At 69.8% G+C, this 25,047-nt stretch carries 22 protein-coding genes; 12 read left to right on the plus strand and 10 right to left on the minus strand.

Going from position 1 to position 25,047, the window contains the following annotated elements; translation table 11 throughout:
* Window positions 1–259 precede the first annotated feature (259 nt).
* From G472_RS0115360 to G472_RS0115370, 3 genes are all read left to right on the plus strand, one after another.
* Window positions 260–1,189 (plus strand): 2-dehydropantoate 2-reductase, encoded by a 930-nt coding sequence (locus tag G472_RS0115360; RefSeq protein ID WP_029009106.1) that lies wholly within the window; start codon window positions 260–262, stop codon window positions 1,187–1,189.
* Window positions 1,190–1,406: 217 nt separating this feature from the next.
* Window positions 1,407–3,443: an elongation factor G gene (locus G472_RS0115365; protein ID WP_029009107.1), complete on the plus strand. Its 2,037-nt coding sequence runs from the start codon at window positions 1,407–1,409 to the stop codon at window positions 3,441–3,443.
* Between the two features lie 63 nt (window positions 3,444–3,506).
* Window positions 3,507–3,893, plus strand: a complete 387-nt coding sequence (locus tag G472_RS0115370; protein ID WP_029009108.1) for a hypothetical protein — start codon at window positions 3,507–3,509, stop codon at window positions 3,891–3,893.
* On the opposite strand, the gene pncA is transcribed toward G472_RS0115370, so the two are convergent.
* On the minus strand, window positions 3,875–4,528 hold the full coding sequence (gene pncA, locus G472_RS0115375) for a bifunctional nicotinamidase/pyrazinamidase (RefSeq protein ID WP_029009109.1): 654 nt from the start codon (window positions 4,526–4,528) through the stop codon (window positions 3,875–3,877). The two genes, G472_RS0115370 and pncA, sit on opposite strands and share 19 nt — an antisense overlap.
* 326 nt (window positions 4,529–4,854) lie before the next feature.
* Here pncA and G472_RS38110 point away from each other — a divergent pair, with 326 nt between their 5' ends.
* From G472_RS38110 to G472_RS0115385, 4 genes are all read left to right on the plus strand, one after another.
* Window positions 4,855–6,027, plus strand: coding sequence for an SIR2 family protein (locus G472_RS38110; RefSeq protein ID WP_211100202.1), 1,173 nt, complete (start codon window positions 4,855–4,857; stop codon window positions 6,025–6,027).
* A complete protein-coding gene (locus G472_RS38115) occupies window positions 6,024–7,772 on the plus strand; it encodes an ATP-binding protein (protein WP_084536672.1) in 1,749 nt (582 codons plus the stop codon). The genes G472_RS38110 and G472_RS38115 overlap by 4 nt, the downstream gene beginning before the upstream one ends.
* A 422-nt stretch (window positions 7,773–8,194) precedes the next feature.
* On the plus strand, window positions 8,195–8,449 hold the full coding sequence (locus tag G472_RS33465) for a type II toxin-antitoxin system RelE family toxin (protein WP_035692582.1): 255 nt from the start codon (window positions 8,195–8,197) through the stop codon (window positions 8,447–8,449).
* Window positions 8,449–8,838, plus strand: coding sequence for a helix-turn-helix transcriptional regulator (locus G472_RS0115385; protein WP_029009110.1), 390 nt, complete (start codon window positions 8,449–8,451; stop codon window positions 8,836–8,838). The genes G472_RS33465 and G472_RS0115385 overlap by 1 nt, the downstream gene beginning before the upstream one ends.
* 118 nt (window positions 8,839–8,956) lie before the next feature.
* Here G472_RS0115385 and G472_RS0115390 read toward each other — a convergent pair whose 3' ends face one another.
* The 3 genes from G472_RS0115390 to G472_RS0115400 form a co-directional block, all read right to left on the minus strand.
* Complete coding sequence (locus tag G472_RS0115390; RefSeq protein ID WP_029009111.1) at window positions 8,957–10,162, minus strand: pyridoxal phosphate-dependent aminotransferase; 1,206 nt, start codon at window positions 10,160–10,162, stop codon at window positions 8,957–8,959.
* A gap of 140 nt (window positions 10,163–10,302) precedes the next feature.
* A complete protein-coding gene (locus tag G472_RS37245) occupies window positions 10,303–12,444 on the minus strand; it encodes a sensor histidine kinase (RefSeq protein WP_051340869.1) in 2,142 nt (713 codons plus the stop codon).
* Window positions 12,441–14,498: an ABC transporter substrate-binding protein gene (locus tag G472_RS0115400; protein WP_084536673.1), complete on the minus strand. Its 2,058-nt coding sequence runs from the start codon at window positions 14,496–14,498 to the stop codon at window positions 12,441–12,443. The genes G472_RS37245 and G472_RS0115400 overlap by 4 nt, the downstream gene beginning before the upstream one ends.
* A gap of 195 nt (window positions 14,499–14,693) precedes the next feature.
* On the opposite strand from G472_RS0115400, the gene G472_RS0115410 reads away from it, so the two are divergent.
* Window positions 14,694–15,131, plus strand: a complete 438-nt coding sequence (locus tag G472_RS0115410) for a c-type cytochrome (RefSeq protein ID WP_029009113.1) — start codon at window positions 14,694–14,696, stop codon at window positions 15,129–15,131.
* Window positions 15,132–15,309: 178 nt separating this feature from the next.
* On the opposite strand, the gene G472_RS0115415 is transcribed toward G472_RS0115410, so the two are convergent.
* Complete coding sequence (locus tag G472_RS0115415) at window positions 15,310–15,996, minus strand: cytochrome b/b6 domain-containing protein (protein WP_029009114.1); 687 nt, start codon at window positions 15,994–15,996, stop codon at window positions 15,310–15,312.
* Window positions 15,997–16,190: 194 nt separating this feature from the next.
* Here G472_RS0115415 and G472_RS33475 point away from each other — a divergent pair, with 194 nt between their 5' ends.
* Together G472_RS33475 and G472_RS0115425 are read left to right on the plus strand one after the other, a co-directional pair.
* Entirely contained in the window at window positions 16,191–16,445 is a 255-nt protein-coding gene (locus G472_RS33475; RefSeq protein ID WP_035692583.1) for a DUF4170 domain-containing protein, read from the plus strand.
* Between the two features lie 82 nt (window positions 16,446–16,527).
* Window positions 16,528–17,058 (plus strand): metallophosphoesterase family protein, encoded by a 531-nt coding sequence (locus G472_RS0115425; RefSeq protein WP_029009115.1) that lies wholly within the window; start codon window positions 16,528–16,530, stop codon window positions 17,056–17,058.
* Here the strand turns inward: G472_RS0115425 and G472_RS33480 are convergent.
* Window positions 16,991–17,803 (minus strand): TrmH family RNA methyltransferase, encoded by an 813-nt coding sequence (locus G472_RS33480; RefSeq protein ID WP_051340871.1) that lies wholly within the window; start codon window positions 17,801–17,803, stop codon window positions 16,991–16,993. The genes G472_RS0115425 and G472_RS33480 overlap by 68 nt on opposite strands.
* 102 nt (window positions 17,804–17,905) lie before the next feature.
* The gene (locus G472_RS40610; protein ID WP_035692585.1) at window positions 17,906–19,345 is read right to left on the minus strand and encodes a DNA recombination protein RmuC; all 1,440 of its coding nucleotides are present in this window, start codon (window positions 19,343–19,345) and stop codon (window positions 17,906–17,908) included.
* 121 nt (window positions 19,346–19,466) lie between these two features.
* Between G472_RS40610 and G472_RS0115440 the strand changes: the two genes are divergently transcribed.
* Complete coding sequence (locus tag G472_RS0115440; RefSeq protein ID WP_035692587.1) at window positions 19,467–20,051, plus strand: NUDIX hydrolase; 585 nt, start codon at window positions 19,467–19,469, stop codon at window positions 20,049–20,051.
* Here G472_RS0115440 and G472_RS0115445 read toward each other — a convergent pair.
* From G472_RS0115445 to G472_RS33495, 3 genes are all read right to left on the minus strand, one after another.
* Complete coding sequence (locus tag G472_RS0115445; RefSeq protein ID WP_156927134.1) at window positions 20,048–20,599, minus strand: hypothetical protein; 552 nt, start codon at window positions 20,597–20,599, stop codon at window positions 20,048–20,050. The genes G472_RS0115440 and G472_RS0115445 overlap by 4 nt on opposite strands.
* Before the next feature lie 26 nt (window positions 20,600–20,625).
* Window positions 20,626–23,001: an MASE3 domain-containing protein gene (locus G472_RS37250; protein WP_051340872.1), complete on the minus strand. Its 2,376-nt coding sequence runs from the start codon at window positions 22,999–23,001 to the stop codon at window positions 20,626–20,628.
* Window positions 23,002–23,097: 96 nt separating this feature from the next.
* On the minus strand, window positions 23,098–23,826 hold the full coding sequence (locus G472_RS33495) for an OmpA family protein (protein ID WP_245593502.1): 729 nt from the start codon (window positions 23,824–23,826) through the stop codon (window positions 23,098–23,100).
* Between the two features lie 140 nt (window positions 23,827–23,966).
* On the opposite strand from G472_RS33495, the gene G472_RS0115460 reads away from it, so the two are divergent.
* Complete coding sequence (locus G472_RS0115460; protein ID WP_029009118.1) at window positions 23,967–24,989, plus strand: DctP family TRAP transporter solute-binding subunit; 1,023 nt, start codon at window positions 23,967–23,969, stop codon at window positions 24,987–24,989.
* Window positions 24,990–25,047 lie beyond the last annotated feature (58 nt).

Raw genomic sequence — 25,047 nt, forward strand, 5'->3', positions numbered from 1 at the left:
CTGCGGAAATTCGCCGTGCCGTCATACCCTGCAAAAGTTTCGCAATTTTGTCTGCATTGTTGTGGATCTGAAACCGGGCATTGCGGCACGGCAACATTTGATTCCGGGGCACGGGGCGCCGCGGTTCGCCCGTACGCTGCGGGGCGGACAGCGGTACGGGGCGGCCGTCGGCGACCTATTGCCGCGGTTGCGCCGCGGGCTCACAATGCGCTGCGGCGTGACGCCGGCAACGAAGACGACAAACGGGCGGGAGGACGCCATGCGAATCGCGGTGATGGGCAGCGGCGGCGTGGGCGGCTATTTCGGGGCGCGGCTGGCCGCCGCCGGGGCGGACGTGACGTTCCTGGCGCGCGGGCGCCATTTGGCGGCGATCCTGAACGGCGGCATGCGGGTGGTGAGCGGCGCCGGCGACCTGCATCTGGAACGGCCGGCGGCCACCGACGATCCCGCCGCGGTGGGCCCGGTGGACGTGGTGCTGTTCTGCGTCAAGCTGTGGGACACCGAGTCGGCGGCGGCGCTGTGCCGGCCGCTGCTGAAGCCGGACACGGCGGTGATCACCCTGCAGAACGGGGTCACCGGCATCGACGTGCTGACCGCGGCCCTGGGGCGGGACCATGTGGCGGGCGGCGTCGCCCACATCGCCGCCACCATCGCGGCGCCGGGCACCATCCACCACACCGGCACGCTGGCCCGCATGACCTTCGGCGAGATGGACGGCCGCCGCTCCGCCCGGCTGGAGGCGTTCCGCGCCGTCGCCGACCGGGCCGGCTTCGACGCCATCCTCAGCGACGACATCCTGTGCACGGTGTGGGAGAAGTTCGCCTTCCTGGCGCCGCTCAGCGGTCTCACGGCGCTGACCCGCCAGCCCCTGGGCGTGGTGCGCGCGGTGCCCGACACGCGCGCCCTGTTCGAGGAGGCGGTGGCCGAGGTGGCGGCGGTCGCGGCGGCGCGCGGCGTCCAACTCGGCCCCGACATCGAAGAGCGGGTGATGGCGCTGGTCGACGCGCTGATGCCGGAGATGCGCTCCTCCATGCTCAACGACCTGGAGCGGGGCGGCCGGCTGGAGCTGCCGTGGCTGTCCGGTGCGGTGACCCGGCTGGGAGCCGAGCTGGGGGTGACCACGCCGGTGCACCGGGTGATCGCCGCCGCCCTCGCCCCGTACGCCGACGGTCCGCCGCGCCATCCCTGACGGCGCGACGGCGTGCCGCAGCGGGGCCGCCCTGCCGCGGCCCCGCCATTTTTTCCATCGACAGCCCGGCCGCGCCGGGTGAAGCTGGCCGGTGAAGAAACCGGCGAATCCAACGCACGAGCCGCGGCGCGGCCGCCCCTCCCCGGGGTCGGCGCGGGGCGGCCGGAACCCGGTCCCGATGCGGCGGCTCGTGCCCCATGCCATCCGGGAGGTCTGCATGCCCCACACTCAGGTCCCGACCGCGCGCTGCGCTGCACTGGTCGGCCCCTATCTCAGCGGCAAGACGACGCTGATGGAAAGTCTGCTGTCCGCCACGGGGGCCGTGACGCGCAAGGGCAGCGTGAGGGACGGCAACACCGTCGGCGACGCCTCGGCCGAGGCCAGGGCGCGGCAGATGAGCGTGGAGGTCAGCCTGGCCACCACCGAATATCTGGGGGAGCGCTGGCACTTCCTCGACTGCCCCGGCTCGGTCGAGCTGGCCTATGAGACGCAGTGCGCGCTGATGGCCTGCGACGTCGCCGTGGTGGTGGCGGAGCCCCAGGCGGAGAAGGCGGTCATCCTGGCGCCGCTGCTGAAGTTCCTCGACGACTACAAGATCCCGCACATCCTGTTCATCAACAAGGTGGACACGCTGGGCGACCTGCGGGTGCGCGACGTGGTGCAGGCGTATCAGGCGGTGTCGTCGCGCCCGCTGGTGCTGCGCGAGGTGCCCATCCGCGAGGGCGACCGGATCACCGGCTACGTCGACCTGGTGAGCGAGCGCGCCTACCACTTCAACCCCCACAACCCGTCCGATCTCGTGGAGATCCCCGCCGCCCTGAAGGAGCGCGAGGCCGAGGCGCGGCAGGAGATGCTGGAGGCCCTGGCCGACTTCGATGATGCGCTGCTGGAGCAGCTTCTGGAGGAGGTCACCCCCGACACCACGCGGGTCTACGAGGATCTGGCGAAGGATCTGGCGGACGACCTGATCGTGCCGGTCTTCCTGGGCTCCGCCGAGAACGACGGCGGCATCCGCCGCCTGCTGAAGGCGCTGCGCCACGAGGGGCCGGACGTGGCGGCGACCGCCGCCCGTCAGGGCGTGCCCGAGAACGGCACCACCGTCCAGGTGTTCAAGAGCTTCAACGCCTCCCACGCGGGCAAGCTGTCGTTCGCCCGGGTGTGGCGCGGCACGGTGAGCGACGGCGTGACGCTGGGCGGCGAGCGGGTGTCGGGCGTCTACCGCATGATGGGCCACGCTCAGGAGAAGCTGGCGCAGGCCGGCGCCGGCGAGGTGGTGGCGCTGGGCCGCCTGGACAAGGCGGCGACCGGCGACATCCTCACCGACAAGGGCAACCTCGGCAAGCCGGACCTGTGGCCGGAGGTGCCGCCCCCGGTGTACGCCCTGGCCATCCACGCCGAGAACCGCAACGACGAGGTGAAGCTGACCGGCGCCATCCAGAAGCTGGTGGAGGAGGACCCGGCGCTGCTGTTCGAGCAGGCGGCGGAGCGGGGCGAGCTGGTGCTGTCCGGCCAGGGCGACATCCATTTGCAGATCGCCATGGACCGGCTGCGCAGCAAGTACAACGTGGCCGTCCGCGGCCACGCCCCGCAGGTCCCCTACAAGGAGACGATCCGCAAGTCGGCGGAGCACCACGCCCGCTTCAAGCGGCAGACCGGCGGGCACGGGCAGTTCGCCGACATCCAGGTGGAGGTGAAGCCGCTGCCGCGCGGCGAGGGCTTCCGCTTCGAGGACGCCATCGTCGGCGGCGTGGTGCCGCGCCAGTTCATCCCGGCGGTGGAGGCCGGGGCGCGCGACTACGCCGTGCAGGGACCGCTGGGGTTCCCGGTGGTGGACTTCCTGGTGCGCTTGGTCGGCGGCCAGTACCATGCCGTCGACAGCTCCGAAATGGCGTTCAAGACGGTGGCCCGCCAGGCCATGCAGGAGGCCCTGCCGAAGTGCGAGCCGGTGCTGCTGGAGCCGATCCTGCTGGTTTCCATCGCCGTGCCGGCGGAGTTCACGCCCAAGGTGCAGCGCCTGATCAGCGGCCGGCGCGGCCAGATCCTGGGCTTCGACGCCCGGCCGGGCTGGCAGGGCTGGGACGAGGTGAAGGCGTACATGCCGCGGGCGGAGGTGCACGACCTGATCGTCGAGCTGCGCTCCCTGTCCATGGGCGTGGGCACCTACACCTGGACCTTCGACCGGTTGCAGGAGCTGACCGGCAAGATGGCGGACAAGGCGGTGGAGCAGCGCAAGGAGATGCTGGCGGCGTCATGACCGTGTAGACTGCTGCCCGCGGGGGGCCATCCGGTCCCCCGCAGCCCCGCTAAGGAGGCGGCGATGAGCATGGGCGGCAAGATCGTCGGTGAGTTCGTCAAGGGGAGGGTGGACAAGTTGCTGACCCCCGACAGCGCGGACAAGGCCACCCGCCACCGCGTGCGGCAGTTCATGGAGACCATGGAGGCCGCCATCCTGGAGGCGAACTGCACGGTCATCGGCCAGCAGATCCCCCAGCTCAACCAGGAGACGTTCCTGCGCCTGGCGGTGCGGGTGGCGGAGTTGCGCGCCGATTACATCCGCGCCGGCCTGAAGGCGGCCGAGCACCGCCACCCCGACCCCGCCGCCGTCGCCGACCTGGCGCGCCTGCGCCAGGCGTACGAGGAACTGGTCGCCGTCTTCGAGGCGGCCCAGCGGGTGATCGAGCGCGGCTACGTCAAGCTGGGCTGAGCGACGGCGTCCGACCCGATCACCGTCACGCCCGCGTCGGCCATGCGCCGGCGCGCGGCGTTCAGCGACCCGTCCAGGTCGATGGCGCGGCAGCCGTCGTCCACCACCACCGCCGCGAAGCCGTGGCGCACCGCGTCTTCGGCCGAGAAGGCGACGCAGAAGTCGGTGGCCAGCCCGACCAGCACGACGCGGGTGAACCCGCGCTCCCGCAGGTACCCGGCCAGCCCGGTCGGCGTCGTCCGGTCGTTCTCGTAGAAGGCGGAGTAGGAATCGATGCCGGGGTGGAAGCCCTTGCGGATCACCAGCTCCGCCATGGGAATGTCGAGGCCGGCGTGCAGCGCGGCACCGTGGGTCGCCTGCACGCAGTGGTCCGGCCACAGGATCTGGGGGCCGTAGGGCATATCGACCCCGTCGAACGGCGCCCTGCCGGGATGGGACGACGCGAAGGAGGCATGCCCCGGCGGGTGCCAGTCCTGCGTCAGGATGGTGGTGGCGAATCGCCGCGCCAACCGGTTCGCCACCGGCACCACCTCGTCCCCGCCCGGCACCGCCAGCGCCCCGCCGGGGCAGAAATCGTTCTGCACATCGACCACGATCAGCGCATCGGTCCGACGCGGGATGAAGGGGGTGGGCATGGCGTGGAGACTCCGAACCGGATCAGGAGCCCCCGAGAATGCCGCACCGCACGCGCCGGAGTCGAGACGGGATGCGGCTTTCGTTCCGCTCCAGAACGACGCGGACCGCCGCCTTGCCGACGATCCGGGCGGATCGCTGCTCGATCGACTGCGGCGGTACGGCCGGAGGCCGACCTCGCGTGCGAGCCTCCGCGGGTCGGCGATGATCCGATACGGCCGGCGGGCCTTGGCTGATGCACCGACAGGGCGAACCGTGAAGTGAGGGGTGATGGTTGGCCGCTCTCCGGAATATGTCTGCTTTGCGCCAGGAGCGGACATTCGTCCGCATGTGGCGCTACCAGAATGCCTCGGAAACAGACACCTTTTCCGTGAGTTTTCCGCAAAGTAGATTAAACTGCACATCCGCACTTTGCGATTTTCTCAGTCGAACGTTCTTAGGGTTGGCTGAAAAGAGAAAACACTTGGAACTTCACGATCTTAAATTGCTGCTTCAGCAGCATCTAACCGATGGCCTTGTGACGATTGTTGGCTCTGGCCTGTCATGCGCCGAGGGACTGCCGAGTATGGGCGAACTGGCTACTCATCTCGATGCAGTGGTGGCATCCGGTCTGGCACCTGCGGATATCGGCCGGTGGAATGCAATCTCGCCGCTATTGCCCGCCAAAGGTTTAGAATCAGCTCTTTTGGAGGTTCCTCCCACTCCAGGATTGGAAAGCGCAATTGTTGCGCATACCGCTGAGCTAATCTGTGCACGCGAGCGCAAAATCGTTGCGGAAGTGTTCGCGCGTAGACGAACACTACGCTTCACACGATTGGTGCGACAACTATTGAAGCCACCATCCGGGCTTCCGATCATTACAACGAACTATGATCGCCTTGTTGAGGTCGCAGTCGAAGAAGCTGGTCTCGGCGTCGATACATTGTTCGTCGGCAATTTTGCCGGTGAGTTGAACGAACAAGAGAGTCGCTTGAGCTTCTGCCGGGAGGTGACCTTAAAATCTGGACGGGTGCAATATCGATATCGTCCACGCGCGAACGTGTTTAAGCCGCATGGAAGTCTTGACTGGTACCATCGTGATGGGAAGCCCGTCCGTTATTCCGGTGATCTTGACCTTCCAAGGCTCATCATCACGCCGGGTCTGAATAAGTTTCGGAACGGCTACGAAAGCCCATTTGACCGCCATCGGGAACGCGCCAATTCAGCAATTGACCGTGCCAGTCGCTTTCTCGTGATCGGTTACGGCTTCAATGATGACCATCTTGAAACGCACCTGACGCCGCGCATCCGGAACGGTATACCAACGCTCCTGTTGACCTACAGCCTGTCGGACAATGCGGCAAACTTGGTCAAAGATTGTCCGAATGTCATCGCCATTCAGCGCGCTATACAAAGCAGTGTGGCGGGTTCTGGCGTTTTTGTCGCCGGCACCGAAACCTTCTTTCCTGGCCTGGAACTTTGGGATCTTGGCTCTTTTATTACCGAGGTGCTTGAACCATGACTGAAGCCGCCCTTCAATTCGCTGAAGAAGATAAGATCGGGCGTGTCGCCTCGGTAGACACGAGTCGCGTCGCAATCGATGTGACAAACTCCGTTCTGCTCACGCGAATCGGCATAGGGCAGCTCATCGCCATTCGCGGGGCAACGGAACGCGAGTACCTTATCGCCATGACTGAGCGCGTAACTCGCAGCGTTCGGGAGGAACTTCCAAGTCCGGACGATGAGGACGCGGGCGGGACGCTGTTGGCAGCAATACCGACCGATCTGATCCAAGGTGTGTTGATTGGTACCTTTAGAACCGTGGAGGGAGATCGGAGAAACACCTTCAAGCGCGGTGCCGACAGTTTCCCCCAGATAGATCGAGACTGCTTTGTTATCGAAGGTGGAAATCTCCAGCGCTTCATGAGCATTCTGGGTGAAGGATTTAAAGAAGATGAAAGGCTCAAGCTTGGCACTTTTGTCGTAGACCGTACTGCTGATGCGATCGCCAGTGGTGACAAATTCTTTCAGCGACATGCTGCAATCCTCGGTAGCACTGGATCTGGTAAGAGTTGGGCGGTTGCACTGATCTTGGAGCGAGCCGCTAAGTTGAAATTTCCGAATATCATTGTGTTCGATATGCACGGTGAATACGCGCCGTTGGCTAATAGGGATGCCGGGGGATTTGCCACGCGCTTCCGTATCGCTGGCCCGGGCGATTTGGAGAACCCCGGCGAAGGCACCTTGTTCTTGCCCTACTGGTTGCTTAACCGAGATGAAATGCTGTCTATGATCCTTGATCGCAGCGACCAAAATGCACCCAATCAGGCATCACGTTTCACGCTGCATGTCCGCTCGCTCAAAGGGGAAACACTTGATACTGAGAGCAAAGCCAGCATCAAGAAGACCTACACCGTCGACTCGCCGATCCCTTATGATATAAAGGCACTAGTCAAGCTTCTTGATAAGGACAATACCACGAAGGGGGTCGGAAAAACTGGCCCTGTAAAGGGCGAATGGGAAGACAAGCTGACCCGCTTTCTATCTCGCCTTGAAGCAAAGTTGGATGACCGCCGTTATGGCTTTATGTTCACGCCGCCCCCTGCGGCGATGAAATATGACTGGCTTGCGACACAAGTGCTGAAGCTACTGGGATCTGGTGATGGAACAGGCATCAAGATCGTCGACTTTTCGGAGGTGCCAGCAGATGTTTTACCCGTTGTCACTGGCACTCTCGCCCGGTTGCTCTATGATGTGCAGTTCTGGATGGGCAGTAAATCCAGAACCCCGGTCACGCTCCTGTGCGATGAAGCCCACCTCTACCTTCCAGTGCGCGACGATGCCGATGCCGTACAACGTCAGGCCCTCGGATCGTTTGAGCGGATCGCTAAGGAAGGCCGTAAGTATGGCTTCTCTCTGCTGGTGGTGAGTCAGCGCCCATCGGACGTGAGCCGGACGATTCTTAGTCAGTGCAATAATTTTCTGGCTTTGCGGCTGACGAACGAGACCGATCAAGGAGTTATCAAGCGCCTGATGCCGGACTCGCTGGCTGGGCTCACAAGTATATTACCGTTGCTTGACACTGGTGAGGCTCTTTTGCTGGGCGACGCCGTTCTGCTGCCGACGCGGATTAAACTAGACGTACCCAAAGTTCCACCCGATAGTGCAACTCGCGATTTCTGGAAAGAATGGGGGTCGGCTAGGCCGGACGATGCCGCCATCGTTTTGGCCATCGAATGTTTGCGCAGCCAGTCGAGAAATGCTTGACCTACACTTACGCAGGAATTGAACTCTGCGCTCGTCAAATACGAACTGCCTCATTGTCCGCTTCGGGTCAAAAGCAGACGTCTTCCGAGGGTTCCGGCGGGCGTCCGCTCCCGGCGCAAAGCCGACGCCCGGATGCCCACCCACCCTCGTTGCCTCGGCTTCCGAAAGCACCATCAAGCCGCCACCGGAACCGCCAGCCCCGCCCTCAGTCAGCCCGCCGGCAGCAAACGGGGAGGCGCAGCCCGGCCGCGTCCCCCCTTGCTTCCCGTCAGCCCCGCAGGCCGGCGCAGAAGCGCTGGATGCGGCGGCAGGCATCCTTCGATTACCGACCTCCAAAACAGGAGCGCGTACAGTTCCCGGCATGTCGCTATTAGCGACACTTTCCCCTTGCCGACTTGGTCACTATCCGCGACATTACTCGCATGAGGCTCGAACTCCATAAGCAGGTCGTCAAGGCTCTCGGCCGCGTCCAGCCCAAGCTGGCGCAGGCCATTCTCTCCGACCTGAAGGCGATCGCCGCCGAGCCCTTTGGGCGGCATCCGAACGTCAAGGCGCTGCGGGACCGGCCGGACTATTTCCGGTATCGGCACGCGGGCTGGCGGGTGCTGTACCGCATCGACCGCAACGCAGACACCATGTTCGCGGAGCACATGGATACCAGAGGGGACATTTACTGATGGCCGAACGCATCACCATCGACCGCTCCGAGTACGACGCGCTGCTGGGCCGGGTAGCCGCACTGGAGCACGAGTTGGACGCCCGAGACGCCGACCTGCTGGACGAGGCGGCGAAAGAAGCGGCCGCGGGTACCCGCGACTACCTGCCCGTCGAGGCTATGGAGCGCATCCTGGCCGGCGAGCACCCGTTGCGAGTCTGGCGCGAAGAGCGCGGGCTCACTCCCCGGGCGCTTGCCGACCGCGCCGGCATCGGCCGCAGCTACCTGGTGGAGATCGAGACTCGCCGCAAGCCGGGATCCGTCGCGGCCTACCGTCGACTGGCGGACGCCCTCAGCCTCACCGTCGACGACCTTTTGCCGCCGGACGCCGGCGACCGTGCCGAGCACTGAATCGTCCGGAAAAGGAGAGTATGATTCCGAAGACACCGGAACCGCGCCCCCAATCAGCCCCCCGGCAGCACAACACAAGCGGGGAGGCGCGGCCCGGCCGCGCCTCCCTTGCTCCCCGTCAGCCCCGCAGGCCGGCGCAGAAGCGCTGGATGCGGCGGCAGGCTTCCTCCAGTTCCTCGGTCGAGGTGGCGTAGGAGATGCGGAAGTGCGGGGCCAGGCCGAAGGCCGAGCCCTGGACGACGGCCACACCCTCGGCCTCCAGAAGGGCCGTGACGAAGTCCTCGTCGGTCCCGATCACCTTGCCGTCCGGCGTGGTCTTGCCGATGGTGCCGGCGCACGAGGGGTAGACGTAGAACGCACCCTCCGGCTTCGGGCAGGAGATGCCGGTGGCCTGGTTCAGCATCGACACCACCAGGTCACGGCGCTGGCGGAACACCTCGGCGCGCTCGGCGATGAAATCCTGCGGGCCGTTCAGCGCCTCGACCGCCGCCGCCTGGCTGATGGAGGCGGGGTTGGAGGTGGACTGGCTCTGGATCACGCCGATCGCCTTGATCAGCTCCTTCGGGCCGCCGGCGTAGCCGATGCGCCAGCCGGTCATGGCGTACGCCTTGGACACGCCGTTCACCGTCAGCGTGCGGTCGTACAGCGCCGGCTCGACCTGCGCCGGGGTGCAGAACGACAGGCCGTCGTACAGCAGGTGCTCGTACATGTCGTCGCTCATCACCCAGACGTGCGGGTGGCGAACCAGCACGTCGGTGATCGCCTTCATCTCCTCGAACGTGTAGGCCGCACCCGAGGGGTTGGAGGGCGAGTTGAGGATCAGCCACTTGGTCTTCGGCGTGATGGCCGCTTCCAGATCGGCGGCGCGCAGCTTGAACCCCTGCTCCGCCGGGCAGGCGATGGACACGGGCGTGCCCTCGGCCAGCTCCACCATGTCCGGGTAGGACACCCAGTAGGGGGCGGGGATGATCACCTCGTCGCCGGGGTTCAGCGTCGCCATCAGGGCGTTGTACAGAACCTGCTTGCCGCCGGTGCCGACGGTGATCTGCTCGGGCGTGTAGGTCAGGCCGTTCTCGCGCCGGAACTTGGCGCAGATCGCCTTCTTCAGGGCCGGGGTGCCGTCGACGTTGGTGTACTTGGTGTCGCCGGCCCGGATGGCGCCGATGGCCGCCTCCTTGATGGAGTCGGGCGTGTCGAAGTCCGGCTCACCGGCGCCCAGGCCGATGACGTCACGGCCGGCGGCCTTCAGCTCGCGGGCCTTCTGGGTGACGGCGAGGGTCGGCGACGGCTTGATGCGCGACAGGCGGGAGGCGAGAATCGACATGACGCGTGTGCCCCTTTTAAGCCCCTTCAGGGTGCCAATTCAGTGGTGGACGGGAAAAGCGTCGGACCTTACTGCCGCCGGATTGGGCATGCAAGCGGGTGCCGGCGGCCCGGCAACGGTTTCGCGGCCCCCCGTGGCCGTCATGCCATGGCGGCGGTGCCGGGCGCCCCGGCCGACGGTTCCGGTTCCGGCTCAGCCGCCCCCGCCGCCGCTGCCTGCTCTTCCAGCACGCGCGGCAGGCGCAGCGTGAAGGTGACGCCGCGCCCCGGCCCGCTGGCCACCGTCACCTTGCCGTGCAGCGAGCCGGTGACGATGTTGTGCACGATGTTGAGCCCCAGGCCGGAGCTGCCGGCGCCGCGGCGGGTCGTGAAAAAGGGATCGAAGATCTTCGACAGGTGGTCGGGCGCGATGCCCCGCCCGTCGTCGCCGTAGACCACCTCCACCACCTCCGGCTCCGGCACGCGCACCGTGATCCGCAGCAGCCCGGACACCCCCTCGTCATAGGCGTGGACGATGGAGTTCATCACCAGGTTGGTCACCACCTGGGACAGCAGTCCGGGATAGCCCACCATTTCCACCCCGTCGGGGCAGTCCACCTCGATGCGGTGCGGCGTCTTGCGCAGGGTCGGCGACAGGCTGACGACGATGTCCTCCAGATAGCGCTTCAGGGCGAAGGGGCGCAGCACCTCCGCCGTGCGGTCGGTGGCGACCAGCTTGAAGCTCTGGATCAGGGCGGAGGCGCGCTCCATGTTGTGCAGCAGCAGCCGCGCCGCCTCGTCCGCCATGTCGAAATAGCCGACCAGGTCGGCCCGCTTCAGCTTGCCGTCGCGCAGCATCTCCGCCGTGGCGTGGGTGCGGTCGGCCAGGTGCGAGGCGGCGGTCACCGCCACCCCCACCGGCGTGTTGATCTCGTGCGCCACGCCGGCCACCAGCGCCCCCAGCGACGCCAGCTTTTCCGAACGCACCAGCTCCGCCTGCGCCCGGTTGAGGCTCTCCAGCGTCTCCTGAAGGTCGCGGTTGGCGCGCTTGAGGGCGCGGGTGCGCTCCTCCACCTGCTGCTCCAGGATGGCGCGGGCCCGGCGGTGCAGGGTGATGTCGCGCCCGGTGCCGCGGTAGCCGGCGAACCCGCCGCCGGCATCGAAGACCGGCAGGCCGGCCAGCCGGGCGAAGCGCTCCGCCCCCTCGGCGTCGCGCCACGTCACGTCGAACTCGTGCACCGGCCGGCGCTGGCGCAGCCGCTCCATGAAGGGGGCCCAGCCGCCCTCCTCCGCCGCGTCCACCCCCAGCTCGTCGGCGCGCCGGCCCAGCGGTGACACCACCGGGCGCACCAGCTCGACGAAGCGGTCCGACACGGCCACGTAGCGCAGCGCCTCGTCCAGCTCCCAGTACCAGTCCGACGCGGCGGCGGCGAAGTCGCGGAACCGCGACTCGCTGCGGCGCAGCTCCGCCTCCATGCGGTCGCGCTGGCGGGCCCGCTGGTCCAGGTCGCCGGCCATGGCGTTGACGCCGCTCTCCAGATGGCCCAGCTCGTCCACCCCCACGTCCAGCGCCGGCACGTCCTTCTCGCCCGCCCCGATGCGCCGCACGAACCCGACCAGCCGGCCGATGCGCCGCAGCACCGTCACCTTGAAGGCCAGGAACAGCATCGCCGACGTCAGCACCACGCACAGCAGCGAGGCGAGCGCGACGTGGGCCGCCACCGCCGCCTTCTGTTCCGTCACGCCGGTGGTGTTGACGCGGATGTAGGCGAACAGGGTCGGCACGTCGGCCCCGCGCACGTAGAGCGGGGTGACCGCCACCAGGGAGGTGTGGCCGTCCTCCGTCACCTCGGCCAGCGTCGGCCCGCGCGCCGCCGGCGAGAACCACTCCGGGTCCAGGGCGTGAAGCTGGCGGATGTCGCGGCCGAGCTGCCCGGGGTCGAGGGCGTGGAAGACGTTCCAGTTGGCGCCCACCACCATGCCCTCCTCCAGCTCCTGACCGATCAGGTCGGTCAGGATGGCGCGGTCGGCGACGGCGTCATAGGCCAGGACGCCGCTGGCCATCAGCTCTCCCGGCACGGTGATGCGGTCGCGCAGGCGGCGGTCCACCTCGTCGGACAGGCGCTGCACCGCATAGCCGCCGATGAAGGCCAGCACCACCACCTCCACCGCCACGACGGTGGCACCGATGCGGAAGGCCAGGCTGCGCAGCAGGCGCCGCAGGGCGCCCGCCGGCCGGCCCCCCGCCCCGGCGGACCGGGCCGGGGAAGCGGCGGGAGCGGTGTCCAGGGCACCGGCGGTCATGGCGTCACCAGAAAATACTGCGGCGGGTTGGTGGGGCCGGGCGACGGGTAGGGCCAGGCGTCGGTCAGGGCGCGCGGCACGTTGCGGAACGCCGTGCGGACCACGCCGGCGTTGCCGGGTACGATGGCGACGCCGATGGCGAAGAACTCGTCGGCGGCGATCTCCAGCACCTCGCGCATCAGCCGTTCCTGCGCCTCGGGGTCGGTGGTTTCGGCGATGCGGCGGTACAGCGCCACCTGGCGCTGCACGGCCGGCGGCGGCACTTCGGCGCCCGCGGCGGCGGGGTCGCCGTACCACAGGGCCCAGGCGGGAGCGACCTGGGAATCGGGAAAGCAGGGAATGAAGGCGTAGGCGTCGAACACCGCGTCCATGCCGCCGTCGCCGTAGCCGACCGCGGCGTCGAAGCGGTTTTCGCGAATGCGTTCCACCAGATCGCGCCGCGACACCGGGGTCACCGTGGCGTCGACGCCGATGGCGCGCCACTGGCGGCTCACCACCGCCACGGCCTCGGCGTGGTGGGTGCGGTCGGCGCGCACCAGCACGGTGAAGGACAGCCGCCGCCCGCCCGGCAGCAGGCGCACCCCGTCGCGATCGCGCGCCCCCAGCCCCTCGGCGTCGAGCCGGCGCGACGCCTCCTGCGGATCGTGCTCCAGGTGCTGGCGGGCCAGCCGCTCCAGATAGAAGCGCGACTCCGGGCGCGGTGCCATCTGGTAGGGTTCGCCGCGGCCGCCGAACACGGCGTCCAGCACGGCGCGCCGGTCGATGGCCAGCGACAGCGCGATGCGGATGTCGCGGTCGGCGAAGACCGCGCGCAGGGCCGGGTCGGCGTGGGTCAGGTTGAGGACCAGCGGCACCGTGTTGCTGTCCGACGGCTGCACCGGCAGCGGCCGGTAATCCTTGGCGAACAGCGGCTCCAGCAGCGGCTGCATGCCGGGGGCGACGACGTGGCGCGTCTGCAGGTCGATCCGGCCGTCGCTCAGGAGGCGGGCGAACACCGCCTCGGACGGGGCGGTGTGGACCTCCACCCGGTCGATGTAGGGAAGCTGCTGCCCCGCCGCGTCCACCTTCCAGTAATAGGGGTTGCGCTCCGCCACCAGGCGGGGCGGCTCCCCCGGCTCCAGGCGGTCGACCACCCAGGCGTGCAGCGTCGGGATGCGGGCCGCGGCCTGCGCGGCGTCCGGCGGCCCGTCCGGCCGGCGGCGCAGCAGCGAGGCGGCGTCGGAGCGGCTCAGGTAGGTGCCGGCGCGCAGATGGAACAGCTCCGTCCAGCCGGCGGCCCCGGCGGCCTCCACCTCCGCGGCGATGCCGTCGGGGTTGTGGCGCCGGTGATAGCGGGCCAGGGCGTGGCGCGGGTAGTCGGTGGCGCCCCGCCATTCCTGGCCCGACGCCAGGGCGGCGACGAACAGGCTGTTGGGTTTGGCGAACACGAATCGCACGGTGTGGGGGTCCGGCACCTCCAGCCGCACCCCGTCGGGGCCGGAGGGCAGCCAGCGCGGCGGGCGCGGCGTCAGTTCGGGATCGCACAGAACGTCCTCGAACCAGAAGCGCACGTCCTCGGCCGTGAAGGGCACGCCGTCGGACCAGCGCAGGCCCGGCCGCAGGTGGAACGTGACCGAGCGCGCATCGTCCGCAACCCGGAACGACTGCGCCACGTTGGGCACCACCCGGCGCCACGCGGGGTCCCAGCGCACCAGCGGCTCATAGCCGACGGTGCGGTACACCAGCAGCCCGTCGCCGTCGCCCACCATGGCCATCCGCCAGACGCCACCGTAGGCACCGATGTGTTCCTCCACCGGAATAAGCAGCGGGTTGCCGGGCAGCCGGTCCTCCACCGCGGGCAGCAGGCCGCGGGCGGCCCGCTCGGCCAGGTCCGGCGCCTCGCGGTAGAAGGGCGCCGCACCGGCCCCCGCCATGGAGAGGATCAGGACAAGAAGGAGGGTCAGGGCCGTGACCGCCGCCGGCAGGGCCCGCACCGTCGCCGGGGCACCGCTGCGCCGGGTGGCGCAACGGCCGGTCGCGGACCGGGACGGCGATGGGGGCGCACTCGGCGGCATGGACGGTTCGCTCCGGCGGTTCCGGCCTCTGCGGTAGTGGTATCATGAAGCGCCACACGGCGAAAGCGGATCACCGCCCGCCCTTTCCCGTCAATGCGGTGCAGCATGGCGTCGCAGCGGGGCCGGACGCCTTGACACACCGGACTCCCGCGGTGTGTAAGTGAGCATCCGCTAATTCATGAATCGAGGTTCCCGATGCTCCCCCGCATCACGCTGACCGCCGCCGCTCTCCTGATCGCCGGTGCCATGGGCACCGCCCTGGCCGACGGCGACATCGTCAAGACGCGCAAGGACGGCTTCGAGGCGAACAAGAAGGCCATGGGCGCCGTCAAGACCATCCTGGAAAAGGGTGAGGGCCTCGCCGCCGTCGGCGAGCACGCCCGCATGATGACCAGCTTCGCGGCCACCATCCCGACCCTGTTCCCGGCCGGCTCCGAGTCCGGCGACACCGACGCGCGTCCGGCGGTGTGGACGAACTTCGACGATTTCACCGCCCGGGCGAAGGCGTTCGAGACCGCCGCCAAAGCCCTGGAGGACGCCGCCGCCGCCGGCGACAAGGCCGCCGTGGGCAAGCAGTTCGCCGCCGTGGGTGCCAGCTGCAAGGCGTGCCACCAGGACTACAAGAAGGATTGATACGGCCGGAAAATGATCACTTCCATCATTTTCCGGCCGTGAAACCCGGCAGATCAATGCCTTGGCATTGATCGAAAGGGTCATACCAACGGCACCCTTCAGGTGCCGTTGGTATGATGCCGGCGCCCCCCGCGGGGGGCGCACCGGTCTGCACGGCCGGGGACGGGCGCCGGCACCGTCACCCGGCCAGATTCACCACCGCCGCCACGACCGCCGCCGCCACGGCCAGCGCCAGCAGCGCCACCACCGCGGGCGTGCGGCGCGGCGGGTCGACGACCCGGTCCGCCGCCACCGCCTTGCGGCCGGTCAGCATGGGCAGCACCAGATTCTCCCCCTTCACCACGCGGTAGAGGGCGATGGCCGCCACGTGCAGGGCGACCAGGATGACCAGCGCGTCGATGGCGACGCGGTGCACCGTGCTCAGCGTCTTGACCAGCGACGCCGACACCAGCCCGACCAGCGGGCCGTCGGTGAAGATGTCGTCGGTCGTGAACAGGCCGGTGGTCGCCTGGGCCAGCAGCAGGGCCAGCATCACCACCACCATCGCCCCGCCCAGCGGGTTGTGGCCGAGCGCCGGCGGCTCCGCCCCGTCGCCCCGCAAGCCCCGCACATAGGCCAGCATGGCGCCGGGCCCCCTGACGAAATCGGCGAAACGCGCGGTCCGGCTGCCGATGACACCCCAGATCAGGCGGAACAGCACCAGCGTCAGGATGGCGTAGCCCACGATGAAGTGCACGTCCATGTGACCGCGCTTGCCCGAAACGAACGCCACCACCACCAGGCCGGCAAGCAGCCAGTGAAAGGCGCGGGTCGGCAGGTCCCACACCAGGACCTGCCGGGTGGCACCCGGTTCCTGCCGAGGCATATATGAGATCCTTCTCATGTTTCAGAGGCACAAGCATGCCCGAAACCGGCCGATCGGCCCCATGCGGCATATGCGCCGCCCCGCGATTTCCCGTGTCCCCGCAAAACACGATGCCGGTGCCATCAACGGGCTTGAAGGCTGACGGGCAGGGCGGATATGACCGGTTGAATTTATCGCCAATAAAGGACGCGCCCATGCCTGACAAGCAGCTTCTCCATCTCGTCTTCGGCGGCGAACTGGTCCGTCCCGACAGCCAACAGTTCGTCGACCCGACGAAACTGCATGTGGTCGGGATCTTCCCGAACTACGATCTGGCGTACAAGGCATGGCGCGCCGCAACCGGCGCCACCATCGACGACGCCCACCAGCGCTATTTCATCGTGCACCTGCACCGCCTGATGGACCCGACGGACGGCAGCCACGGCCACGACGACGATCACGGGCACTGAACGGCGCCGGCGGTGAACGGCCGGCCGGGCGCCGCCGTTTCAGGAAGCATGCTTCCCGAACGGCACGCGAGACGGACGACCGATGAGGGTATTCTTCACCGCCGACACCCACTTCGGCCATGCCGGCGCCATCAGCCGCTTCCGGCGGCCCTTCACCGGTGTGGCGGAAATGGACGAGGCGATGGTGGCGCGCTGGAACGCCACCGTCGCCCCCGATGACACGGTCTGGCACCTCGGCGACTTCGCGCTGCGCCGCGCGCCCGACGCCATGGCGGCCCTGCTCGACCGGCTCAACGGCGTCAAACACCTGATCGCCGGCAACAACGACGGTCCCGCCACCCGCGCCCTGCCCGGCTGGGAGAGCGTGGCCGACTATGCGGAGATGGTGGTCGACGACACCCGCCTGGTCCTGTGCCACTACGCCTTCCGCACCTGGAACGGCATGTACCGCGGCGCCCTCAACCTGCACGGCCACAGCCACGGCCAGCTCAAGGGCATGACCCGGCAGTACGACGTGGGCGTCGATGTCCGCGACTTCCGCCCCGTCACGGTGGCGGACCTGACGGCGCGGCTTCGCCGCGGCCGGACTCCGCCTGGCCCCGCCCGGCGGTGAAGCGGGCGAACAGCGCCAGGCTGGCGGCCACGGTGGCGTTGAGGGATTCCACCGCGCCGGTGGTGGGGACGGCCAGCCGCAGCGCCGGCAGGTCGGCGGGCACCCCCTGCCCTTCCTCCCCCAGCACCAGGCGCAGATCGCGCGGCCAGGCGAAGGCGGTCAGGTCGGTGCCGCCGGCGTCCAGCGCCACCAGCGGCCCGGCGGCGGTGTTCAGCGCCGGCCAGCGCGGCCCGCGCAGCAGCGTCAGGGCGAACTGGGCGTTGGCGGCACCGCGCAGGCACCGGGGGTGGAAGGGGTGGGCCGATTCCTCCAGCAGCACCACCCGCCCGGCGCCGAAGGCAGCGGCGCTGCGCAGCAGCGCCCCGAGGTTGCCGGGGTCGCTGAGGGCGACGACCAGCTCCAGCCCCTCGGGCGGGCGGGACAAGTCCACCGGCGCCATGGCCGGCACCGGCCCCAGCAGCAGCGGGAAGCCGGTCCCCGCCACGTCCAGGCGGCGGAACAGGGCGGGCGCGAGCTGCACCACCTCCATCCCCGGTGGCAGGCGCCAGCCGGCCACCCGCTCCGCCGCGTCGGTGAGAACGGCGGTGAAGCGGCCGGGGTGGGCGGCCAGGGCCTCCGGCACCGTCTTCAGGCCGGACAGCAGGAACTGCCCGTGCTTCTTCAGGCCGCGGCTCTCCAGCAGCGACTCCCACAGCCGGAAACGCGGGTTCTGCGGGCTTTCGATCAGCAGCGGCGGGCGGGACATCGCGGGACCGGAGTCAGGGGGCGGAGATCCCTCCCGTCATGCCCCGGGCCACCGGCCCTGTCCAGAACGCAGGCGCACCCGTCGGGCCGCCGCGCCCCGCCGTCACGCGCTGCCCGCCTCCTCCCGCCCGCGCAGTTCCGGGGCGTGCACCGGGCGGGGCAGATGGTCGAGGGGGGCTACGGCGGGCAGTTCCGCCCCTTCGGGCACGGCGTCCAGATCGCGCAGGCGCCGGGCGGTGACGAGCACGCGCGATTCCAGACTGCCCACCGCCCCGTTGTAGCAGGCCACCGCCTTGCCGAGCTGGCCGCCCAGCCGCTCCATATGGCCGGCCAGGTCGGACAGGCGCTTGTAGAGGTCGGCGCCCAGCGCGCCGATCTCGCGGGCGTTGCGGGCCAGCCCGTCCTGGCGCCAGCCGTAGGCGACGGCGCGCAGCAGGGCGATCAGCGTGGTGGGGGTGGCCAGGATCACCCGGTGGTCCATGCCCGCTTCGATCAGGGAGGGGTCGTGCTCCAGAGCGGCGGAGAAGACGTTCTCCCCGGGCAGGAACAGCACCACGAACTCCGGCGTCTCGGCGAACTGATCCCAGTAGGCTTTGGCGCCGAGCTGACGCATGTGGTCGCGCACGTGGCGGGCGTGGCGGGCCAGCGCCGTGCGGCGCGCCCCCTCCTCCTCCGCCTGGACGGCGTCCAGGTGGGCGTCCAGCGGCGTCTTGGCGTCGACCACGATGGTCTTGCCGCCGGGCAGGCGGACCAGCAGGTCGGGGCGCAGCCGCCCGTTGGCCGTGGCGACGCCCGCCTGCTCCCGGAAGTCGCAGTGGTCGAGCATGCCGGCCATCTCCACCACCCGGCGCAACTGGATCTCCCCCCAGCGGCCGCGCGCCGCCGGGGTGCGCAGGGCGCGCACCAGGCTGCCGGTCTCGCTGCGCAACTGGTTCTGCGTCTCCACCAGCGACAGCACCTGCTGGCGCAGCCCCTCGTAGGCGCCGGCGCGGGCCTGCTCCATCTCCCGGATCTCGCGGCCGATGGCGTCCAGCGACTGGCGCAGCGGCGCCACCAGCGCCGCCACCGCCGTCTCGCGCTTCTCCAGCTCGCCGCGGGCCTGCTCCTGCGTGGTCGCCAGGGTCTCGCGGGCCAGGTCCAGGAAGCTGCGGTTGTTCAGGCGCAGGGCATCGGCGGACAGGGCCTTGAACGCCTCGCCCAGGCCGGCCTGCGCCGTTTCCAGCATGGCCAGCTTCTCGGCGGCGGCCGTGCGCTCCTTGTTCAGGGTGGTCGCCAGTTCGGCGTGGCGCTCGCGGCCGCGGGTGACGTCGGCCTGCAGGCTCTCGATGCGCCGGTCGCGCTCGGCGATCGCCTCGCGGAACTCCCCCTCCCGGCGGGCGTGGAAGTCGAGACGGGCGAGCAGCTCCGCCCGCTCCGCCCCCAGATCGGCACCGGCACCGGCGGCCGAGGCGCGCGCCAGCAGCCAGGCGATCAGCGCCCCGGCCAGCCCGCCGACCGCCAGCGACACCGCGTCGAACGCGAACTGAAAGGTGGTCGCGGCCATTCTGCCCCTAGATCTGGTGTGCCCGGCCCCACACTAGCGCAGATGCGGCGCCATGAGAACAGGTGTCGAACGGCGGTCCCGCCGCTTGCCGGCCGGCGGAGCCCGTGCCATATGGTGGCCCATGGCCGAGGAGATCCCCGACGACGATGCCCCGGAGAAGGGCCCCCGCGTGCGCGCCGTACCGCCGGGCGACGACCGCGAGCGGCTGCTCTGCCCGGACTGCGGCTTCGTCGCCTACCGGAACCCGCTGATCGTCGTCGGCGCCGTCGCCACCTGGGGCGAGGGGGAGGACGAGCGCATCCTGATGTGCCGCCGCGCCATCGAACCGCGGCGCGGCTACTGGACGCTGCCCGCCGGCTTCATGGAGGAGCGGGAGACCACCGTCGCCGGCGCCATGCGCGAAGCGTGGGAGGAGGCGCGCGCCCGCATCGCCGTCGAGTCCCTGCTGGCGGTCTACGACATCCCCCGGATCAGCCAGGTGCAGCTCATCTTCCGCGCCCGCCTGGTCGATCCGGAGGTGGCGGCCGGCCCGGAAAGCCTGGAGGTGGCCCTCTTCCGCTGGGCCGAGATCCCGTGGCGCGACATCGCCTTTCCCACTGTCCGCTGGGCCCTGCGCGAACACCGCGACCGCCGCGGCCGCACCGACTTCGCCCCCGCCGTCAACCCCGCCCCCGACGTGGCGGCGCGCTGGGAGACGATGCTTTAGCGATCATCGGGACCTTGCCCGGGATTGTGGCGCCGGATGGCATCCACCAGCGTGATGCCGTTGGCCGAGCGGTCCACCAGGGCGGTGACCACGCCGATGCGGCTGCCGGTCAGCAGGGCGACCGACGACGGGACGTGCCGGTTGAAGGCGGTGAAGGCGGGTTCGTACGATTCCGCCCCCTCGGCCCGGAACGCCTCGAAGATCCACCAGCGATTGCGGAAGCTGTGCCGCCACTCCGCGACGGCCCGCCAGGGGATGAAGACGTCCGCCTCGGGCAGCGACAGGCCGCGGGCGTCCACGGCCAGCGTCACCCCCATGGCGCGGCGGAAGCGCCCCAGGCTCTGGATGATCGCCGCCTCAACCACCATGAGGCCGGCGGAGATGAGAACGAACACCGGCTCCCCGCCGACCACCGGCAGGACGACGGCCGCGACGGGGAACGCGACGGCAAGGGCCAGCATCAGCGCCCACCACACCTTCAGGTCGGTCGACCGGAAGCGGAACGATTCGGCCCCTTGCGCGTGAAGCGGGGGATGCCGGGCGGTCATGCAGATCTCCTGTCCCATGGGTTTGGTCATGCCGGGGCATGGATGACGGCAGCGTCCGTCCCCTGGCGGACCGCCTCCACGACGGCGCGGAGCTGGGCCGGCGTCACCGGTTTGTGCAGCACGTCGAAGCCGGAGCGCTGCGCCTCCACCAGCCGGTCGGGACCGGTGTCACCGGTCAGCAGGATGCTGGGCACCGCCACGCCGCAGGCGGCGCGCACCTCGCGGATGAGGTCGACGCCGGTGCGCCCGCCGCCCAGGCGGTAATCGGAGATCACCACGTCGGGCGCCCGGCCGGCCGCAGCGACGGCGGCCAGCGCCGCGTCGGGGGTGGCTGCCGGCAGCACCCGGAAGCCCCAGGATTCCAGCATCGACGCCATGGCGGCCAGCACGATCGCCTCGTCATCGACGACCAGCGCCGTGCCGCGCACCCCGGCCGGGGGAAGCTCGCGTGCGTCGTCCTCGGGCGCCTCCGCCGGAGCCCGAACCTGCGGCACCGTCACGACGAAGCGGGAGCCGCGGCCGGGCGAGGAGCGGACCTCCAGCGGGTGGTCCAGCAGGTCGGCCAGCCGGCGCACGATGGCGAGGCCGAGGCCAAGACCCTGGCCGGATTCGCGCCCGGCGACGTCGATCTGCACGAACTCCTCGAAGATGTCGTCCAGCCGGTCGCGGGGAATGCCGGGACCGCTGTCCAGCACCTCCAGCCGCACCACCCCGCCGCGCCGGCGGCAGCCCAGCACCACCCCGCCCGAGGAGGTGTAGCGCAACGCGTTCTCCAGAAGGTTGCGCACGATGCGCGACAGCAGGGTGGGGTCGCTGGCCACCCAGGCGGCGCTCGGCGCCACCCGCAGGCGCAGTCCCTTCTCGGCGAATCGCGACGCGTATTCCGCCTGCATGCGCTGCAGCAGGGACGCGAGGGAGACGGGCTCCACCCGGGGCACCACCACCCCGGCCTCCAGGCGCGAGATGTCCAGCAGGCCGTCCAGCAACGCCTTCAACGCGTCGAGCGCCTTGCGCATGGTGTCGACGGTGCCGCGGGAGGAATGGCCGTCGAGGCGTTCGTACAGGGTGTCGGCGAACAGCAGCAGCGCCTGCACCGGCTGGCGCAAGTCGTGGCTGGCGGCGGCCAGGAAGCGGGTCTTGGCGGCGTTGGCCCGCTCCGCGCTGCGGCGCAGCCGCTCCTGTTCGCCCAGCGCCGTGCGCAGGCGCGACTCCGCGTCCACCCGGTCGGTCACGTCGCGCGCCACCAGCAGCACGCCGGTGATGGCCCGGCCGGGCTCCCCGTCCGCCAGGTCGTGGAGCGGGGTCAGGTGCTGGTCGTAGGTGCGGCCGTCGAGGCGCAGGCTGGCGGCCCGCGGCGCGCCGTCGGCGATCACCGCCCGTGCGCGGCTCTCCATGGGTTCCATCACCGACACCGGCAGGCCGAGATCACGCCACGTGCGCCCCGGCCAGCGGTCGCGGGGAATCCCGAACAGGGCCGCCGCCGCCGGATTGGCGTAGACGAAGCGCAGCCCCGGATCGACCATCAGCACGGCGTCGGGCGTGGCCGACAGGATCGCGTCGAAGGTGCGGGCCTGGCGCGCCACCTCCGCGGCCAGCTCCTGCTCGCGCTCCAGCGCCCGGGTCATCAGCGCCTGCGGGCGCACCATGCCGGTCTCCACCACCGCCCGGAATACGAAATAGCAGGCGACCGCCTTCAGCAGATGGCCGGCCATGTTGGCCAGGCCGTAAACGTCGGTGTAAAGCGTGAAGCACGCCTCCGCCACGATGCGCACCGCCACCGCCACCGCCAGATAACGCAGCAGCGTCGCGTCGAGCCGGCCGCGGCCCAGCCACAGCAACCCCAGCACCGCGGCGTAGCCGGCGATGATGACGTACTCCACCGCGATCTTGAACGGCGTCAGGCCCGCTCCGGCCACAAAGGCGTCGGGGAACACCGGCCACAGCAGGATGGAGGCGGTCCCCACCAACGCCGCCGCGCCGAAGCCGAGGTGAAGGGCCAGCGGGCGGTGGGTGCGCGCCGGCGCCGCCAGGGCCAGCAGGAAAACCGCGCACTCCACCCCGGCGGCCAGCAGCCAGAACTGGGTGGCGACGTTGAGTTCGTCCACCGGCAGCACGCCCATGCCCTTGTAGGTCAGGGCGTGCAGCGTGTAGAGCGCGGCGACGTACAGGTTCCCGACGCCGAGCACGAGCATGTAGTTGCCGCGCAGCAGGTGACGGGCGTACCAGGCCACCGTGAAGGTGCCGAGCGCCACCAGCACATGGGCGGCCTCCACCAGCGTGTGGAAGACCAGGTAGTCGACCGTGCTGAGCGCATAGAGGGCGATCACCACGGCCAGGCCGGCCCCGGCGGCGGCGATCCGGCGAAACGGTCGGGACGCTTGCCCCTGCGCGGTGTCATCCATGGCGACGGCGTGTCCGTTTTTGGCTGGCACGGTAGCACTGATTCGGTTGTACGGCCAAAGGCCAAGGTGTGTGTCGGGCGTGCAACGCCTGCCTTGCTAGCGCGGCAGCGTCATAATTTCCACCCGGCGGTTGACCGCCGCCGCCGGATTTGCCGGGTCCGCCGGCTCCTCCTCGCCGCGGCCCAGGATCTCCAGACGCTCCGGCGCGATGGCGTGGGTTTGCGTCAGGTAGGCGGCGACCGCGGCGGCGCGGCGGCGCGACAGGGCCAGGTTGGCCGCGGCCGCACCCACCGCGTCGGTGTGGCCGATCACCCGGAACGACTCCGCGCGCCCTTCCGGCGACTGCATCACCGCCGCCACCCGGTCGAGCACGGCGCGGGACTCGGGACGGATGCGGGCGGAGCCGAAGTCGAAGTTGATGAGGAAGGCCGCGCGCCGCACCGCCGCGGGCACGGCCGCCGGCGGTGCCGGGGCGCCGGCCGGGGGAGGAGCGGCACCGGGCCGCGGGGCGGCGGGCGGCGGGGCGGCCGTGGCGGCCGCGTTCGGGGCCGGAGCCTCGGGGACGGGGATCGGCGGCGGCGGTACGCGCCCGGCGGCGGCGGCCGGCGGACACTCCGGCGGGGCGGTGCCGAGAAGGGCGCGGGCGATGTCGCACTCGCCGGGGTTGCCGCCCAGCATCACCGCCGGCTCCGCGCCGGCGGGACCGGTCGCCACCGCCGCCGCCAGCCACCCCGCCACCGCCGGGACCACCGCCCCGCTCCGCGCCCGCCGCACCGCGCCCACACCCGCCTCCCCACCCCGTCCATCGGCGGGAGTGTCGGACACGCGGTGCCGCGCCGTCAAACGCCGCGGCGTCACGGCCGCCCGCGGCGCATGGCCCGCTCCACACCGCAGCGGTAGCCACCCGCCGGAGCCCTTGCTAGGATCGGCCTCCCACATCGGGACAAAAATTCGGGAGGAGTTCGATGACGTCGTTCAAGGCCCTGTTCGCCGGCCTGGCCCTGGCCGCCGCCCTGCTGCCGGGAGTTGCCGCGGCCGACTACAAGGCCGAGTACAAGCTGTCCACCGTGCTGGGCAAGCCGTTCCCCTGGGGCGTGGGCGGCGAGCGCTGGGCGGAGCTGATCCGCGAGAAGACCGACGGGCGCATCAACGTGAAGATGTATCCCGGCACCTCGCTGGTGAACGGCGACCAGACCAAGGAATTCACCGCCCTGCGCCAGGGGGTCATCGACCTCGCCATCGGCTCCACCATCAACTGGTCGCCGCAGGTGAAGGAGCTGAACCTCTTCTCCCTGCCCTTCCTGATGCCCGACTACAAGGCCATCGACGCCCTGACCAGGGGTCCGGTGGGCGAGGAGCTGTTCCGCATCCTGTCCACCAAGGACGTGGAGCCGCTGGCCTGGGGCGAGAACGGCTTCCGGGAGCTGTCGAACTCCCGCCATCCGGTGCGCACGCCGGCCGACCTGAAGGGCCTGAAGGTGCGCGTCGTCGGCTCGCCGCTGTTCCTCGACACCTTCACCGCCCTGGGCGCCAACCCGACGCAGATGAGCTGGGCCGACGCCCAGCCGGCCCTGTCCACCGGCGCCGTCGATGGCCAGGAGAACCCGCTGTCGGTCTTCGTGGCCGCCAAGATGGCGACGCTGAACCAGAAGAACCTGACCCTGTGGGGCTACGTCGCCGATCCCCTGATCTTCGTGGTGAACAAGGAGGTGTGGAACTCCTGGTCGCCGGAGGACCGGGAGGCGGTGCGCGCCGCGGCGCTGCAGGCGGCCGAAGAGGAGGTGGCGCTGGCCCGCAAGGGCATCGCCGGCGACGACACCTCGGTGCTGAGCGACATCGAAGGCACCGGCGTCAGCGTGGTCCGGCTCACGGAGGAGGAGAAGGACGCCTTCCGCCAGGCCACCCGTGCGGTCTACGACAAGTGGGCCAGGCAGATCGGGCCCGACCTGGTGAAGCAGGCGGAAACCTCGATCGCCGACCGCAACTGATCCTGTCCGCCCCCGCCCGCCCCTGCCGTGATCGCGGGGGCGGGTGGGGTGCCACCCA

Source organism: Azospirillum halopraeferens DSM 3675, from assembly GCF_000429625.1.
GTDB classification, from domain to species: domain Bacteria; phylum Pseudomonadota; class Alphaproteobacteria; order Azospirillales; family Azospirillaceae; genus Azospirillum; species Azospirillum halopraeferens.

What these genes read in the sequence shown, in the direction of transcription:
- G472_RS0115365 (WP_029009107.1), top strand. Translation starts at nt 1,407, where the DNA reads ATGCCCCACACTCAGGTCCCGACCGCGCGCTGCGCTGCACTGGTCGGC.
- G472_RS0115385 (WP_029009110.1), top strand. Translation starts at nt 8,449, where the DNA reads ATGGCCGAACGCATCACCATCGACCGCTCCGAGTACGACGCGCTGCTG.
- G472_RS33480 (WP_051340871.1), bottom strand. Translation starts at nt 17,803, where the DNA reads ATGTCCCGCCCGCCGCTGCTGATCGAAAGCCCGCAGAACCCGCGTTTC.
- G472_RS37250 (WP_051340872.1), bottom strand. Translation starts at nt 23,001, where the DNA reads ATGGATGACACCGCGCAGGGGCAAGCGTCCCGACCGTTTCGCCGGATC.
- G472_RS0115440 (WP_035692587.1), top strand. Translation starts at nt 19,467, where the DNA reads ATGGCCGAGGAGATCCCCGACGACGATGCCCCGGAGAAGGGCCCCCGC.
- G472_RS0115390 (WP_029009111.1), bottom strand. Translation starts at nt 10,162, where the DNA reads ATGTCGATTCTCGCCTCCCGCCTGTCGCGCATCAAGCCGTCGCCGACC.
- G472_RS40610 (WP_035692585.1), bottom strand. Translation starts at nt 19,345, where the DNA reads ATGGCCGCGACCACCTTTCAGTTCGCGTTCGACGCGGTGTCGCTGGCG.
- G472_RS33465 (WP_035692582.1), top strand. Translation starts at nt 8,195, where the DNA reads ATGAGGCTCGAACTCCATAAGCAGGTCGTCAAGGCTCTCGGCCGCGTC.
- G472_RS0115445 (WP_156927134.1), bottom strand. Translation starts at nt 20,599, where the DNA reads ATGACCGCCCGGCATCCCCCGCTTCACGCGCAAGGGGCCGAATCGTTC.
- pncA (WP_029009109.1), bottom strand. Translation starts at nt 4,528, where the DNA reads ATGCCCACCCCCTTCATCCCGCGTCGGACCGATGCGCTGATCGTGGTC.
- G472_RS0115460 (WP_029009118.1), top strand. Translation starts at nt 23,967, where the DNA reads ATGACGTCGTTCAAGGCCCTGTTCGCCGGCCTGGCCCTGGCCGCCGCC.
- G472_RS0115360 (WP_029009106.1), top strand. Translation starts at nt 260, where the DNA reads ATGCGAATCGCGGTGATGGGCAGCGGCGGCGTGGGCGGCTATTTCGGG.
- G472_RS0115370 (WP_029009108.1), top strand. Translation starts at nt 3,507, where the DNA reads ATGAGCATGGGCGGCAAGATCGTCGGTGAGTTCGTCAAGGGGAGGGTG.
- G472_RS38115 (WP_084536672.1), top strand. Translation starts at nt 6,024, where the DNA reads ATGACTGAAGCCGCCCTTCAATTCGCTGAAGAAGATAAGATCGGGCGT.
- G472_RS38110 (WP_211100202.1), top strand. Translation starts at nt 4,855, where the DNA reads ATGTGGCGCTACCAGAATGCCTCGGAAACAGACACCTTTTCCGTGAGT.
- G472_RS0115410 (WP_029009113.1), top strand. Translation starts at nt 14,694, where the DNA reads ATGCTCCCCCGCATCACGCTGACCGCCGCCGCTCTCCTGATCGCCGGT.
- G472_RS0115400 (WP_084536673.1), bottom strand. Translation starts at nt 14,498, where the DNA reads ATGCCGCCGAGTGCGCCCCCATCGCCGTCCCGGTCCGCGACCGGCCGT.
- G472_RS0115425 (WP_029009115.1), top strand. Translation starts at nt 16,528, where the DNA reads ATGAGGGTATTCTTCACCGCCGACACCCACTTCGGCCATGCCGGCGCC.
- G472_RS0115415 (WP_029009114.1), bottom strand. Translation starts at nt 15,996, where the DNA reads ATGCCTCGGCAGGAACCGGGTGCCACCCGGCAGGTCCTGGTGTGGGAC.
- G472_RS37245 (WP_051340869.1), bottom strand. Translation starts at nt 12,444, where the DNA reads ATGACCGCCGGTGCCCTGGACACCGCTCCCGCCGCTTCCCCGGCCCGG.
- G472_RS33475 (WP_035692583.1), top strand. Translation starts at nt 16,191, where the DNA reads ATGCCTGACAAGCAGCTTCTCCATCTCGTCTTCGGCGGCGAACTGGTC.